A 15,429-nucleotide genomic window follows, 5' to 3' on the forward strand; every position below is an offset into this window, starting at 1 on the left:
ATCACGACACGAGGGCAATACCATGTGGCAGCAAAGCGAGCGCTATCCGGACCCCGCCATTGAACTCCTTCATGAGGATTTTGCTCAGTATCAACTGGCCAGCGCCGCCGTTGAATTGCTTGCCAGTGGCACGCGCTGGGGCGAAGGCCCGGTCTGGTTCGGCGATGGGCGTTTTCTGTTATGGAGCGATATTCCCAATGACCGGATCATGAAATGGGAGGAAAGCAATGGCGCCGTGTCGGTGTTCCGCCAGGGCAGCAATATGGCCAACGGACATGCCCGCGATCGTTTTGGGCGGCTGATCAGTTGTGAGCACCTCACCCGCCGCGTGACCCGTACCGAATACGATGGCAGCATTACCGTGCTGGCCGATACTTTTGAAGGCAAGCCACTGAATTCACCGAATGACGTCATCGTTAAATCCGACAATTCTGTCTGGTTCACCGATCCGCCTTTTGGCATCCGTGATTTCTATGAAGGTCGTCCGTCCAGGCAGGAACTCCCGGCAAACGTCTATCGTATTGATGGCCAGTCGGGTGAAATCACAGTTGTCGCATCCGATATCGCCGGTCCGAATGGCCTGTGTTTTTCACCCGACGAAAAGATCCTGTATATTGTGGCGTCTCGCGCGAAGCCGAATCGTCTTATCTATGCCTACGATGTCTCATCAGATGGCACCTCGATTAGTGCGCAACGTACCTTGATTGATTGCGGTCCGGGCACGGCGGACGGCATTCGCTGCGATGAGGATGGCAATCTCTGGTGCGGCTGGGGAATGGGAACTGAAGAACTGGATGGCGTACGCGTATTCAATAATCAGGGCGTACCCCTGGGGCATATTCAACTACCCGAGCGCTGCGCCAATCTGTGCTTCGGCGGTAAAAACAATAACCGGCTCTTCATGGCCGCCGGCAAGCGACTGTTCGGCCTTTATGTCAACGTCCGCGGCGCGCTCTAGTGTGTTGATGTATTGATGCTCTGCTGACGGGCTCAGTTTCGGCTAAAATCCAGCGTCACAAAACCGCCACCCTGGTACTGCTGTGCAATGGGATCCAGGGGATTGGCCTTTGCCAGAATGGCCGGTGCATAATCCTCCGCGTTTTGCGTTGGCACGTATCCCAGTGGCCCGGGGTCGCTTGTATCCCAATATGATCGGGTATTGGCCGACACACCCCACACCACAGTAAATCCAACTTCAGGCGTGCTGATGCACCGCCCTATCAGTTGAAAAAAATCCTCGTGCCCCAGCCAGGTGCTCAAGTGCCTGAATTCAGTCGGCTCGGGCAGGCAGGATCCAATACGAATGCAGACCGACTCAATGCCATGCTTGTCCCAATACATTCGGGCCAGCCCTTCGCCCCACATTTTGGACAAACCGTAAAACCCGTCAGGACGAAAATCACAATCGAGATTGAGTTTGGTGTTTACGCTATGCATACCGATGGCGTGATTCGAACTGGCGAACACAATACGCTTCACGCCGTTGCGACGTGCGCCCTCATACACCGCAACCAGGCCAAGCAGATTGTTATGAATGATTTTATCCAGCGCCTGCTCGGTGCTGGTTCCCGCCAGGTGAATCAGCACATCCACCCCGTTCAGCAATTGATCCACAACCTGAGCATCCTGCAGATCCCCTGCGCACAGGTCTTCGTTGTCGATCAGCGGCGTAAGGAGCCGGTGGCCGCCAGACCGTAAATCCAGGCCCTGCCTGAGGAGTTCTTTGCGAAGAACAGCGCCCAACTGGCCCCCTGCTCCGGATATTGCAACTTTCATAACAACTGTCCCTGACGCTTAATGAGCTTAATGATCTTTTTCCTGATGCCCTATTCTTGCGGATCGGCCTTCACCCGGCTGACCAGTTGGGTTGGACTGACAAACTGCAACGCAATCAGCACCCACACCAAAGTGACCGCCATATAGATCATGGCCATGGCATCAATTTCCTGGGTGGCCCGTACACCGGTTGAAAACACCGCATAATACAGGGCTACAACAAGCGTTTGCGTATCCGGTCCGGCCGTAAAGAAGGTGAGTTCAAACATGCTGATGGTTCGCACCAGTACCAGCAACCCCGCCGCAAGCATGCCGGGCACCAGCAGTGGGAGCAACACTGTTTTGAAATACTGCCAGGTATTCGCACCGAAAATACGGGCGGCATTCTCAAGGTTAGGGTCAATCTGCTCGATAAACGGTGTCATCACCAGAATCACAAATGGCAGTGCTGGTACCAGGTTAGCCAGAATCACCCCGGTCAGGGTGCCGGCCAGGCCAACCTCATACATTACAGTTGCCATAGGAATACCGTAGGTGACCGGCGGCACCATCATTGGCAACAGAAAAATCAATAAGGCCCATTGCTTACCACGAAAATTCACCCGAGCCAGCGCGTAGGCAGCCGGCACACCGAACACGATCGACAGGATAACCACCGCCCCCACCACCTGGGCCGTTACCCAAAGTACAGGACCCAGCTGGAAGGTATCCCAGGCCTGTCCGTACCAGCGCAGGGTAAAGCCCTGAGGCAATATGGTACCGAACCAGCGGGTCGCAATCGAATTGACGGCCACGGCCCCGATCAGCAAGACCACGTTCAGCAAAAAGAAAATCGTCGTACCCCAGACCGCGTACCGCCACAAGCGGCCTAACATCGGCGATGACTGTTTCATTCCTGGTACCCTTTAAATAGCGTGGTTGTAGCGCGTGGCGCAGGCAAACACCGCATATAAACTTGTATAAAACACCCGGTTCGTTCCCAACACTTAGCCTTTACCGCCACCGACCGGCCCGCTGTAGAAGGCGCGACGCCCCAGCAGCATCAGCCCCACAATAATGAGCTGGGCGAACCCCATCAGAATCGCAATCGTCGATGCAAGGCTGTAGTCATAGGATTCAAAGGCAGCCTCATAAGCGGCAATAGACATAACCCGCGTTGCACCGGCCGGGATACCCAGCAGAATCGCCGACGGAAACACGGCAAACGCCTGAACAAAGGTCAGGCACGCCGTCATGGTCAGGCCCGAGGCCAGTAACGGCAAATAAATACGGCGAAACTGCTCCCACGGACTGGCGCCCAATGTGGCTGCGGCGCGCGCCAGGGTCGGATCAATGCCAGACACATAGGACAGGATGAGCAGAAATGAAAAAGGGAAACCGGAAATAATCAGGGAGATCAACACCCCCCAGTAGTTATGCGTCAGCCGTACTTCTGATCCATATAAGCCCAGGCCATGCACCGCCTGTGAAAACCACCCCGTCGGAGAAAAATAACTCAGCATGCCGTTGGCGATCAGCACCGTTCCCAGGGTAATCGGAATTACCAAAATTGTGGTAACCAGCTTCTGATAGCGGGATTTGCGACGCAAAATGAAGGCCATCGGTATCGCGGCCAGCACGTTAATAATGGTGGCCGGCACGGCTAACTGAAGCGTGATAATCAGCGTATACCAGAGGCGGCGATTGGTAAAAAATTCGATGTAATTCCCCCAGACACTTTGACTGTTCATGGGATCGAACGTCAGCATCAGTCCGTAGGAAAAGGGGTAAATAAACAGCGCAACAATGCTCAGCAGCGCCGGCATGATTAACCATGCGCGTACATCACGCGGCACGAATATCATGCTGGCTCTCCTTCGTATACCATCACCCTGTCCGCAGGCACATGCAGTGTAAGCGCCTGATCCACATTGAATTCGCCATCCATGCGTGCGTATATTTGGCCTAAACGGGTATCGAGCTGCACCAGGGAATCACGTCCGCCATATTCAACCGCCTGAACCCGCCCCTCGAAGGCATTTGGTGTTCCAGATGAACACACTTGAATATCTTCAGGCCGAATCGCCACGCTGGCAGTCGGGCCCTTCACAGGCGCAACCATTACACCCGCCAGTGTCACTCCCTGGGAAGAAAGCGTTGCACGATCGTCCTGTGTATGGCTCAGGTCAAACTGGCTCACATTCCTGTACCCCATAAAGCGCGCCACATGCAAGTTCTTTGGTCGGGCATAGACCTCTTTGGGCGTGCCCACCTGTTGCACCCGGCCTTCGCGCATGACAACGATGCGATCCGACATGGACAGCGCCTCGTCCTGATCGTGCGTGACGTAGACCGTTGCGCGGTGCAACTGGCTATGAATGCGGCGGATTTCTGCCCTCATTTCAATACGCAGTTTGGTGTCCAGATTCGACAAAGGTTCGTCCATCAGAATTAACGGCGGTTCGATAACAATGGCGCGGGCAATAGCAACGCGTTGCTGCTGGCCACCGGATAACTGCCGGGCAGTTTTTTTCTCATGACCCACCAGTTGCACAAGCGCCAGGGCTTCACGAACCCGTCGGGTGATTTCGCTTTTATCGACGCCACGCATTTTCAGGCCGAAACCGACGTTATCCACCACGCTCATATGCGGAAACAGGGCATAGTTCTGAAACACCATGCCAAATCCCCGCTGCTCGGGCGGCAGAATGTCGATTCGGCGTTGATCCAGAAAAATCTCACCGCCGGACAAACGCAATAAACCCGCCAGGCAATTCAAGGCGGTGGTCTTCCCGCAGCCGGATGGTCCCAGAAACGTAATAAATTCGCCGCACTCAATGTTCAGATCCAGCTCGTTCAGAGCCGTGATCTGGTGGCCGCTGGCATCGGTGAAGCGACGGGTGACAGCGTTCAGACTTAAACTTTTAAACAGTTGCGTCATAGTGGTAATTGAAATGGCAGAAGGCAGTCGCACCGCACAGCCGAACGCCATGGCCTGCAACTAAAAGAATCAAAAGTACTGGCAACCCAAGCAGGTTGCCGGTACAGGCTATCGCACGCTTATTTCAGGGCGCCGATTTCGGTATCCCACTTCTGGAACGCTTTAACCATCACAGCAGCATCCAGCGGCAGGACATGTGGAAATTCAGTAAGCCATTTGTCATATTCCGCGCGCCCGTATTTTTTCAGGACTTCCTGGCTTTCTGCCGGGGCATCCGCAAGCGTCACGCCTTTAACGGCAGGCCCGGGAAAGTGATAACCAGAGTCATACGTCATGGCCTGCTGTTTTTTCTCCAGCATGTAGTTCAGAAGCTTGATGAGCACTTTTTGCTTTTCTTCGGACACGCCCTTGGGAATGGCCATGTAATGCGCATCATCAACCCACGTTGTATTGGTAAACGGTTGTACTTTGAAGTCTTCAGGTACGATACCCAGTGCACGCGGGTTGATATCCCAGCCGGCAGAGGTCGCGGTCATATCGCGCGAGCCGTCGCCCAGTTCCTTCATGACAGCGCCCGTGCCACCTGGGTAATAAGGAATGCAGTCATTAAGTTGTTTCAGATAAGCCCAGGTTTTCTCCCAGCCGTTGACCGGGTCTTTGGGATCTTTGTCACCCAGCAGATAAGGCAACCCCATCAGGAACGCACGCCCCGGCCCGGAGTTGGCGGGACGCGCATAAATAAATTTGCCTGGATTGGCCTGACACCACTTGAGCAGCTCGTCGGGGGTTTTGGGTACGTCCTTGACTTTAGCCGGGTTGTATTCAATCATGGGCCCGGCATTGCCGATAACCACCAGCAACGCCTGACCATGCGCCAACTCCTGCATTGCAGCGGCATTGGGCGTGTAGTTTTCCATCACGCCAGGTAGCTGTTCCTGCAGATCAGGCAACAGTTTTAACCACAAGCCCTGCTCGATACCCGCAGCCAGTGCGTCCGACCCGGTGAGCACCAGATCAATATCAACACGCTTGGCTCTTTGCATGGCCTGAATTTTGCCCGGAATTTGCGGTGCCGGCGCCTTGGTAAACGTGATGCGCGATACCAAATCCGGGTTTTCTTTTTGGAAATTCTCCAGTGCTTTCTGGGTAAGGGCCAGATCACCGGCAACATCAACAATATTGAGTTGTACCGGCGCAGCCTGCACCGATGCAGCAAACAAACCTAACACGATCGAGCTACAGATCGACAAACGCTTCAATGCACGACTGGTGGATTTCATGGCTCCTCCAACATATAGTTATAAAGCATTAGATACTTCTCTACGAACGCCACTCTAGCGATATCGAACGAGCGCTGTCAACTAAGGAAAACACCTACTAATATATTAGAGTATTACTTTTTATTGTTAAATTTCAATCACTTAAAACACAAGATTAAATGAAACTGTCTTCCCTGAAAACATGAAAAATACTATTTTTACCGGCTATTGCCGCGAACATTAAAGCGCTTTTTTGGTCATGAAAGTATGCCCTGCTGTGGCGCCTGTACCTGCTGCAGCGAAGCCGCCTTGTTGGGGCGTTGCGAATCGCACTAGCTCCAACATGCAAGGCCGAATCACGTCTGTTATTTTTTTATTCGTCCTTAGCCTGAAACAAAGCGTGCTTCTGTTCCATCCTTATAATGAAAAACATCGCCGCTCACCTGTGCGCGTGCAGCGGCCTCCTGCAAACGATAAGGCGCCATGCGAATGCCAACATTAACGAAATCAGAGATATCCGCTGCCGAAGCGCGTCGTTTTGCGCTCACGGCACAGGGATTCAACGGCCTCGCCCGTGACCGCAAGATCGGCACAATGCAGTTGCGCCGATCTATCGCACAACTGGGCCTGCTCCAGATTGACAGCGTGAATGTGCTGGTGCGCGCCCAATACCTGCCACTCTTTTCCCGCTTAGGCTCCTACGACCGGGCGTTGCTGGACTCGGATACCCTCGCCAAGTCCAAACGATTCTTTGAGTATTGGGGACATGCGGCCTCGCTGCTACCGATAGACTGCCAGCCCTTGATGCGCTGGCGCATGGAGCGTGCGCTTCGTGGTGAGGGAGTCTGGCGGCCACTGCAGGCGTTCGCCAATGAAAGACGAGCCGAAGCGGAGGATATTCTGCAGCGCATTAGCACCGAAGGCCCCCTGGCCGCATCTGATCTCTCACCCGCCAGCGGTCGAGCTGCAAAGGGAGCCGCCAAAGAGATGTGGGCCTGGAGCGAAGTGAAGCATGCTATCGAATGGCTATTCTGGTCTGGCCTGATTGTCGCGACCCATCGCCGGGGCAGCTTCGAGCGCGTTTACGATCTGCCGGAACGTGTTCTGCCGCGTTCTGTACTTGCTCACCCTACCCCATCTACTGTGGATGCGCAGCGTGCCCTGCTCGCCCGATCGGCCAAAGCCCTGGGCGTGGCCACAGCGGAAGACCTGCGCGACTATTACCGCATTCCCGCGGCAGATTTACAGTTGCCACTACAACAACTGGTGGAAGAAGGGACCGTTATTCCGGTGAGAGTGCGCGGCTGGCGGCAACAAGCCTATCTGCACAAGGACGCCCGCGCCGGCCGCAAGACAGACGGTGCTGCGCTGCTCTCACCTTTCGACCCGCTGATCTGGCACCGCCCCCGCACCGAGAGGCTGTTTGATTTTTACTATCGCCTGGAAATCTATACCCCCGCACACAAGCGTGAGCACGGCTATTACGTGCTGCCCTTCCTGCTGGACGGCGCGATTGTCGCCCGGGTAGACCTGAAAGCGGAGCGCCAGTCAGGCACATTGGTGGTCCAGCGGGCGCATCTTGAACCGAAAGCGCCTGCGCACACGATTGAACGGCTGATCGAAGAATTGCAGCTTCTGGCATCATGGCTTGGGCTATCGTCCCTCGTCGTCGCCCCGGTTGCGGCGATTCATCCGCTGCTTGCAACCTATCGCGCCGCTATCTAGCGCAATATAACTCAGGCACGCAGAAACCGCGGCGTTCAGTGCCAAACTGCTGGTCATTGGACAAAAAAACCGCGCCGGAAACAATCTCTGGCGCGGTTTTTTATCATAAACGCAATATCACGATTATGATTTGCTGTCTGGTTCTTTTTCCAGGCGACGACCAATGCGGATAACCGCAAGCATCATCATCAGATTAACAAATATCATCAGGAATGCCAGTGTACCAATCACAAATGGATTGGCAATCAGCGTCAGCGGCGTAAACCCTTTGGTGAGTTTGTCCATTTCGTCGCCCATTGAAGGCTCGGAGCTGGACGAGTCATTCATTTTTTCACTGAACGTCGATGTATATGATGTGATCAGCGTACTGGCGATCTGTACTGTAGAAAGCGCAAATAAAGAGTCACGTGGTGTCTTGCCATCCAGATAGCTGGTAACGGCGCTGTCCAGGCCAGCCACAAAATTTTTGTGCAAAGTGCGTTTCTCTTCGTCGTTGCTGGCATTGTAGATAACCGTATTCAGGCTTTCTACGATAAGGCCACGCACGGTATTCCTGCCGCAATACGGATCCGCTGCTGGCTCGTCGCTCTGCTCAGCATCCATACCTTCTTCTGATTCTGTTTGACCTGCATCTGCAGTGGCATCAGCGGCGGCATCCGATGTGGAGTCCGTTGCTGCTTCGGCGGCTGCCTCGGCAGCTTCAACTGCCGCTGCTGCTGCAGCTGCTGCGTCACCGGCACACAGCTTGCTGTACTTGTCAACGGCTTCAAACTCAAGTGGAGCCAGCGGCGTATAACCTTCGTTTTCCGCAGCAGTATCAATGCGCTTGCGGTCTTCCGGCTTACTCTCGGCAAAGCCACGGATCTTGTTGATGATGCTGTCGTAGTGCGTTGCAAACTCAGGCGTCTTCATGGCTGCCTGCAGTTTCAGTTCATCTTCATCGACACCACTTGTCGTGGCTTGCGCGCTGAGAACCGCGTCTTCAAAGGCCTTTGCGTCGGGCTTGAAGCCCTCGACCTTCTGGAGACTGGTTTCAGTGGTTTCATTCAGGTAGAGCCGCCAGCCGTTAGGCACGCTCAGCACAGCCCACCAGACTGCAAATACCAGGAAAATCGCTCCCAGCAATATGAGGGAAAGCCTGCCGGCGAGCATTATTTTTCGTTCAAGATAGTCGAGTTTTTTCATGTTTTTGTTAATGTTAGAGTGAATATTTTTTTCAGCCTGATGTAAGTGGCGCGCTATTCTATCATTCTCATGAAAAGAGGCAGGCCTTTTGAACTGGAAGCATATTTTACAATTTGTAAATTAAATCGTGTGTAAGAGCGTATGCAGCGTCCCTCTATGCGCCTTCGGTCCCTTTTTCTATCGTCGCTAAGCTAATTCATGCACGTTGGTGCAGTGCGGGCAGCAGTGACACCGAATAGCAGAGCATCAGAAACGAGGCGAGCTCCAGTACAGCCGCGAACGCTGCCAGGCACATCGCCATAACCCGTAATGAATAATGACCTCGCAATAGCCTGTACAGCACAATCCAGGGCGGACCATCGCGACTATCGGACATAGTTCGGCCTCCGGAAATAGAACGATAAATGGGAACATGACAGATCGTTTCAGCAACGAATCTTTATTACCTTGCGGCAGAGGGATAGAAGCCGACCGGCGGAGCAAGCTAACCAATTCGGTCAATGGATTCCCCGCATGCGAATTATTTATTTGGCGGTGGAAAAGAGATAGTCAGACTTCGACTATCAATCATGGATTTCGGTTCGCTCAACTCAGCGATTGATATGTCCACGATAAGGCTCATCATTAGCACAAATGTGACTTACTATAATTTTCACTTATGGTAAGTGTCATATCCTAGGTTAATTTTACTTTGTACCGTATATTGCTAATAAAAAATTGGAGGCAAACATGACCAAGGCCACTTCCTTGGATATAAAAGCATTAAGAGTGTTTGAAGTACTCGCTACACATGGGAACTTTTCTTATGCCGCTAAAGAGCTGGGTATCAGCCAGTCAGCAGTATCTCAAGTGGTTTCGAATATTGAAGAAATATTGAAAACACAGGTGATTGATCGTAAGCGACGTCCGTTCAAATTGACGCCTGCCGGTATTTCACTAAGCCGCAAGGCAAAGCAGATTGTGGAAGACATGGATCGGCTGATCGCTCAGACACGGGAAGCCGCACTATTTAACCAAGTCGAGATCCGGTTGGGCATGATCGATTCCTTTTCTGCAACGGTTGGCCCTTATGTTCTCAAATCAATGGTAACTAATACCAGCCGTATTCTGGCTTGGTCTGGTCTGTCACACACCCATTCAAACGGCCTTCTGAACCGGCAATTGGACCTCATTGTGTCGTCTGACCCGGTCGAGGATATGGATGACCTGATCAGGACCCGACTGTATCAGGAACCATTCCTGATCGTCGTATCGAAAGAAAAGGAAGGTCTGCTCGCAAAACAGGATCTGAATGTGTGCGCGCAGGCAATGCCCTTTATTCGATTTGCTTCACGTTCGCATTACGGCGGACAGATCGAACGTTACTTGCGTCGGTGCAATGTGAGCATTCCCCATTATCTGGAAATTGATTCGGCAGATGTGGTTATGGCGATGGTCGCCTCGGGACTGGGATGGACCATCACCTCGCCCTTATGTGTCGCCCAGGGGCTGTCTTTCTGGGACAAGATTGCCGTTCTACCCTTACCCGGGCCAGCATTACAACGAACCGTTTATTTAATCTCCCGGCGAGGAGAGAACGAAGATGCCGCAGAAAAAATCTATCGAAGCAGTCGTCAGGCACTGGAGCAGCATGTTCTGCCCAGATTGCAGACAAAGATTCCATGGTTAAAAACCACTCAAAATCTATATTGACTAAAGGAGGTCAAAGTGACATCAACTCATCGTCGCGCTTTTTTGAAAAATACTCTCGCAGGTGCTGGTGCTATTGGCCTGACCGGAACCGGACTGTTTGCCTCTGCCCAGGAAATGCAGAAAATGGCTTACGGCGGCTCACCCTGGCTTTCTCATTACCCCACGTATCTGGCAATCGAAAACGGCTTGCTCAAAAGAGAAGGCATTGATTTGCGCTGGGAATCATTCGTCACCGGCTCTGCTCGGCTAAGCGCCATGATGGCGGGAGACGTCGATCTGGCGGGATTTGGATCCATTTCGACCATGGCGCTGATGGCGCGTGGCGTCAAGCAATTCTATGTAGTCGGCGTACCGGAAAATTTCGGCAAGGTTGAGGGCCTTTTTGTCAGGGATGGCATCAACAGTATCGAAGATCTGAAAGGTAAAACAATTGGCACAGCATTTGCATCCAGCACGCATCTGTTGGTATTGGATCTGATTGCCGCCAGCGGCATGACGCCCGACAAGGACATCAACGTTATCAACATCTCCGGACCCGAGATCATCGCCGCGATGAAATCAGGCCAGATCGATGCCTGCGCCGCATGGACACCCCAATTTAATATTTTGTCGGCAATGCCAGGCGTCAAGCTGCTGGCCGACGACCCAAGCTTCAGCTTGTACAAGGAATTCGGCACAACACCGGGGCCGGATCTGCTGGTGGTGAAAAAAACCTATACGGAATCCAACCCTCAGGCAGTCAAAAACTTTATCAAAGCCTATTTCCAATCGTGCGAGATACTGAAAAACGAACCCGAAAAAGCGGTGCCGATTCTCAAAAAACTAACTAACCTGAACGATGCTGAGCAACTGGAAACGATTAAGGGAGCCGAGTGGTACACCCTGGCACAGCAAAAGGACCTGATGGCCAAAGACGGCAAGTTCGTCACGGGTCTTCAAAAACTGGCAGAGATGCTGGTGACCTACAAGCAGCTGGATCGCGCTCCCAAAGTAAGCGACTGGATCAACCCGGATTTCATCTGAAATTCGATTTCACACAATAGCAGGAGTATCCAAGAATGTCTTACGTTTCCAAAAAACGGGAGCTGGTCCTGATCAGTTGCGTATCAGTTGCCGTTTTCGTTTCGATCTGGGAAATGGTGTGTCGCTTCGGACTGGTCGACCCCATTTTTCTGCCTTCTCCATCCGAAGTAGTCCTACGCGGAATCCGAACCCTGAACGACGGCGTACTGCTATCCCATGTACTCGCATCCACCCGCAGGGTAATGGTCGGCTTTGCGCTGGCAGTCGCTGTCTCTATCCCCCTGGGGCTGGTTTTAGGCACATCCCGCCGATTTTGCGCCGTGTTTGATCCCATTATTTCGCTGATCCGGCCCTTGCCCTCCATGAGTTGGATACCCCTGTCTCTGCTTTGGTTCGGCATTACCGAAACACAGAAGTACAGTATTGTTTTTATGGGAACAATCGCTCCCGCCCTTCTTTACGTGATCGAAGCCACTCGCAACGTTGATCAGGTATTGGTGCTGGCGGCCCGAAATCTGGGCGCCAGCCGGTTTCAGGTCATGCGAGAAGTGATCCTGCCGGCAAGTCTTGCACAGATCATTAGCGGGTTTAAGATCATTCTGGGACTGTCGTGGACTTGCGTTATCTCCGCTGAACTGGTGTCTGCCAAAGAAGGACTGGGCTTCATGATCATGAATGGCAAAGAGTTTTTCCAGACCGACACCGTGGTGCTGGGCATGGTGATGATCAGTATCACAGTATTGATTATTGATGTGATTCTGCGCCGCATTGAAAACCGCGTGCTGCGCTGGCAGCGTTAAGGAAAAGTGTCATGATTAGCATTGAAAATGTGAGCAAGAGCTACGGAACATTGCATGTTCTGGATAAAGTGAACATCGAGGTCAAGAAAGGCGAATTCGTCGTGCTGCTGGGTGCATCCGGTTGCGGCAAATCAACGTTGATCAATCTGGTCGCCGGCTTTGTACGACCTTCCACCGGAAGGGTTGTCGTCAACGGTCACGAGGTCAGAGACGTTGATCCACAAAGTGGGATGGTCTTTCAGCAATACGCGCTATTTCCCTGGATGACCGTGCTAGAGAACGTCGCATTCGGCTTAAAACTCAAGGGCGTTTCAAAAAAGGAACGCCACGAGATTGCACAAGAATATATCGATATGGTCGGACTGCGGTCTTTTGAAGATGCCTTTCCGAAAGCGCTGTCTGGCGGCATGCGTCAGCGTGTTTCGATTGCACGCGTGCTTGCCAATAATCCAGATGTGATCTTACTGGACGAGCCCTTTGCCGCGCTGGATGCAATGACACGGCAGGTACTGCAAGAACAATTGATCAGGATTTATGAGCAAAGCGGCAAAACCATTGTGTTTATCACCCATTCGATTGATGAGGCGCTATTACTATCCTCTCGCGTTATTGTGCTGGGATCCAGGCCTGGAAAGGTAGTACAGGATATACCAAATGATCTGCCTCATCCGCGCAATGCCAGCGTACAACTGTCGCCCCGGTTCAACGAACTGAAAGCACAGATCTGGGACACGGTCCAGCACGAAGTGCAAAAGAGTCTGGAAGCTCGTACATAGATTTCTATAGAAAAAATCAAGGTTAAACATGTCGTCTAGAACAACTTATCCCGTCTACGAAAGTCGGTCCGGGTGGAACGCTCTGTTGCCTGCGCGAACAGCAAAGACAGCTATTGCAATTGAAAAAAAATACGATTTTATCGTGATTGGAGCCGGATACACGGGGCTGGCGGCTGCGCGCAGGCTGGCAGAATTGAACTCATCGGCCAGCATTCTGGTGCTGGAGGCGGGTATCGTTGGCGAGGGTTCCTCGGCCCGAAACTCAGGGTTTGTCATCGCCCTGCCCCATAATACCAATATGTCGGGGCATATCAGCCCGGCAGAAATCGCGCAAAAGCAAATTCGGGTCTATGACGGTGGATTGCGCTGGCTCAAAGGGCTGGTTGATACCCATCAAATTGATTGCGGCTGGAACCCACAAGGCAAGTACCACGGCGCGGCAACTGAGGAAGGCGCCGTCAGCCTGCAAAATACGGCCCGTCAATATGACAAATGGGGTGTGGAGTATCAGGAGATATCCCAGACCCAGCTTTCAGAACGTCTGGGAACCCGCTACTACCGCTTTGCGATTCAAACCAATAGCAATGTTTTTATGCAACCTGCTGCGCTCATTCGAGGCTTGGCCGATCATTTACCAGCCAACGTCACATTGCTGGAGAACTGCCCGGTATTATCGGTAGAACAAGGTCGGGAGCAAGGCGTTCGCACGGCACGGGGGCTGATTCTAGGGGCAAAAATCATTGTTGCCAACAACGGGTTCGCCCGCAAGCTGGGGTTTCTCAAAGACCGCATGTTTACAATCTTTACCTATGCGGCGATCACACCAGAGCTGGATCCAGAACAACTCGCGCTACATGGAAGCGAGCCCGAATGGGGCCTGATACCTGCCAACCGTATGGGCACCACGCTGCGAAAAATTCAGAACAAGCGCTTTATGGTAAGAAGTGCCTATTCTTATGAAAAGCCACAGACCGGCAGTTCCGTTCTGGAACTGTTGACCGATTGCTATCGTCGACGCTATCCCGCCGCGAGAAGTCATCAATTCGAGCACCTGTGGGGTGGAGTTACGGCCTTAACGCGTAACGGCGCAACCTATTTTGGCGAAATGGCCCCCAATCTTTATGCCTCTGTAGGATGCAATGGCGCCGGCGTCCTGAAAGGCACCTGCTACGGCAAACTGCTGGCGGAACTTATTTTGGGACATCGCACGCAGGAGCTTGCAGACGTCCTGGCCATGGAAAAACCAAGCTGGCTCCCTCCCGAACCGCTACGGGGCGCAGCTGTCAAAACCGCCATTTACCTGCAGAAGCGAAAAGCGGGGGCTGAACGATAATTCAGGGTTGTCGGTGTTCATGTCAAGTGAGCATTTCGTTTTTGAATAAAAATGACTGCCTGCCGATGAGAACCATGCCCGGTTCTGACCGGCAGTGTCACCTAATGCGACACATGCCCAAGGCCATACGATTGATGCGCCCGTCAGGCATTTCTCTGCAATCAGGAAAACGCGCCCACCAACCCATCCGCCGCCTTCGCCAGCAGCGCGACATCCATACCTACCGCGGTGAACAGCGAACCACATTCCATATAATGACGGGCCAGTTGCGTATCCAGAGTAAGAGTGCCCGGCGCTTTACCCAGCGCCCGCACCAGCCTGATTGCATCTTCTATGGCGCTTTGCACTTCGTGATGACCCGGGTTGCCCAGATGGCCCATACTGGCGGAAAGATCGGCCGGCCCGATGAAAACACCGTCAACCCCATCCACCCGGGTGATCGCTTCCAGATTATCCAGTCCTTCCTGCGTTTCTACCTGCACCAGCAGACACAGTTCGCTTTCGCATTCGTGCATGTAATTTTTATTTCGACCGAAATGACTGGCGCGCATGGTGCCGCCCACGCCCCTGTTCCCTCGCGGCGGATAGCGCATACCAGCTACCGCCCGGGCTGCCTCTTCTGCATTCTGAACGTAAGGTATCAACAATGTTTGCGCCCCGATATCAAGAAAGCGCTTTTGCTGGATGGCGTCGTTCCACGACGGTCGAACAGCAGCCGATACCGGATAGGCTGCGGCAGACTGCAATTGAGCAAGAACGCCAGAGACGTCGTTCGGCGAATGTTCTGTGTCCAGCAATAGCCAGTCAAAGCCCGCACCCGCGACAATTTCAGCACTGTACGCATTGCACAGCGAAACCCATAAGCCCAGTTGGTGTTGTTTCTGAGCCAGGGCATGCTTGAAGCTGTTTTTGTTTACACTCATATCTGTTCCTTCCCCCG

At 53.0% G+C, this 15,429-nt stretch carries 15 protein-coding genes; 7 read left to right on the forward strand and 8 right to left on the reverse strand.

The features are described 5' to 3' along the window. The first annotated feature begins 22 nt into the window (after positions 1–22). Positions 23–958, forward strand: a complete 936-nt coding sequence (locus MIM_RS18240; protein WP_025374200.1) for an SMP-30/gluconolactonase/LRE family protein — start codon at positions 23–25, stop codon at positions 956–958. 32 nt (positions 959–990) lie between these two features. Here the strand turns inward: MIM_RS18240 and MIM_RS18245 are convergent, their stop codons facing one another. The 5 genes from MIM_RS18245 to MIM_RS18265 all read right to left on the reverse strand — a co-directional run bounded on the left by MIM_RS18245 (position 991) and on the right by MIM_RS18265 (position 5,976). Beyond that, positions 991–1,776: an NAD-dependent epimerase/dehydratase family protein gene (locus MIM_RS18245; RefSeq protein WP_025374201.1), complete on the reverse strand. Its 786-nt coding sequence runs from the start codon at positions 1,774–1,776 to the stop codon at positions 991–993. 50 nt (positions 1,777–1,826) lie between these two features. After that, positions 1,827–2,669, reverse strand: a complete 843-nt coding sequence (locus tag MIM_RS18250; RefSeq protein WP_042070541.1) for an ABC transporter permease — start codon at positions 2,667–2,669, stop codon at positions 1,827–1,829. A 93-nt stretch (positions 2,670–2,762) separates the two neighbouring features. Continuing rightward, complete coding sequence (locus MIM_RS18255; protein WP_025374202.1) at positions 2,763–3,620, reverse strand: ABC transporter permease; 858 nt, start codon at positions 3,618–3,620, stop codon at positions 2,763–2,765. Next, the gene (locus MIM_RS18260) at positions 3,617–4,696 is read right to left on the reverse strand and encodes an ABC transporter ATP-binding protein (RefSeq protein WP_025374203.1); all 1,080 of its coding nucleotides are present in this window, start codon (positions 4,694–4,696) and stop codon (positions 3,617–3,619) included. The genes MIM_RS18255 and MIM_RS18260 overlap by 4 nt, the downstream gene beginning before the upstream one ends. A gap of 119 nt (positions 4,697–4,815) precedes the next feature. Then, the gene (locus tag MIM_RS18265; protein WP_025374204.1) at positions 4,816–5,976 is read right to left on the reverse strand and encodes an ABC transporter substrate-binding protein; all 1,161 of its coding nucleotides are present in this window, start codon (positions 5,974–5,976) and stop codon (positions 4,816–4,818) included. Between the two features lie 468 nt (positions 5,977–6,444). Between MIM_RS18265 and MIM_RS18270 the strand changes: the two genes are divergently transcribed. Next, entirely contained in the window at positions 6,445–7,680 is a 1,236-nt protein-coding gene (locus MIM_RS18270; protein ID WP_025374205.1) for a winged helix-turn-helix domain-containing protein, read from the forward strand. Positions 7,681–7,803: 123 nt separating this feature from the next. On the opposite strand, the gene MIM_RS18275 is transcribed toward MIM_RS18270, so the two are convergent. Next, entirely contained in the window at positions 7,804–8,865 is a 1,062-nt protein-coding gene (locus tag MIM_RS18275; protein WP_144084683.1) for a hypothetical protein, read from the reverse strand. A gap of 196 nt (positions 8,866–9,061) precedes the next feature. Then, the gene (locus MIM_RS18280) at positions 9,062–9,241 is read right to left on the reverse strand and encodes a hypothetical protein (RefSeq protein WP_025374207.1); all 180 of its coding nucleotides are present in this window, start codon (positions 9,239–9,241) and stop codon (positions 9,062–9,064) included. A gap of 353 nt (positions 9,242–9,594) precedes the next feature. Between MIM_RS18280 and MIM_RS18285 the strand changes: the two genes are divergently transcribed. Genes MIM_RS18285 through MIM_RS18305 form a run of 5 tightly spaced genes read left to right on the forward strand, consistent with a single transcriptional unit; the run spans position 9,595 to position 14,489 of the window. Next, positions 9,595–10,557: a LysR family transcriptional regulator gene (locus MIM_RS18285; RefSeq protein WP_025374208.1), complete on the forward strand. Its 963-nt coding sequence runs from the start codon at positions 9,595–9,597 to the stop codon at positions 10,555–10,557. Positions 10,558–10,572: 15 nt separating this feature from the next. Next, positions 10,573–11,580, forward strand: a complete 1,008-nt coding sequence (locus MIM_RS18290) for an ABC transporter substrate-binding protein (protein ID WP_025374209.1) — start codon at positions 10,573–10,575, stop codon at positions 11,578–11,580. A 35-nt stretch (positions 11,581–11,615) separates the two neighbouring features. Then, complete coding sequence (locus tag MIM_RS18295; protein WP_025374210.1) at positions 11,616–12,380, forward strand: ABC transporter permease; 765 nt, start codon at positions 11,616–11,618, stop codon at positions 12,378–12,380. 11 nt (positions 12,381–12,391) lie between these two features. Then, positions 12,392–13,156, forward strand: a complete 765-nt coding sequence (locus MIM_RS18300) for an ABC transporter ATP-binding protein (protein ID WP_025374211.1) — start codon at positions 12,392–12,394, stop codon at positions 13,154–13,156. Positions 13,157–13,184: 28 nt separating this feature from the next. After that, positions 13,185–14,489, forward strand: coding sequence for an NAD(P)/FAD-dependent oxidoreductase (locus tag MIM_RS18305; RefSeq protein ID WP_025374212.1), 1,305 nt, complete (start codon positions 13,185–13,187; stop codon positions 14,487–14,489). A gap of 161 nt (positions 14,490–14,650) precedes the next feature. On the opposite strand, the gene MIM_RS18310 is transcribed toward MIM_RS18305, so the two are convergent. Beyond that, positions 14,651–15,412 (reverse strand): aldolase/citrate lyase family protein, encoded by a 762-nt coding sequence (locus MIM_RS18310; RefSeq protein WP_025374213.1) that lies wholly within the window; start codon positions 15,410–15,412, stop codon positions 14,651–14,653. Between the last annotated feature and the right edge of the window lie 17 nt (positions 15,413–15,429).

Source organism: Advenella mimigardefordensis DPN7 (assembly GCF_000521505.1).
GTDB classification, from domain to species: Bacteria; Pseudomonadota; Gammaproteobacteria; order Burkholderiales; family Burkholderiaceae_B; genus Advenella; species Advenella mimigardefordensis.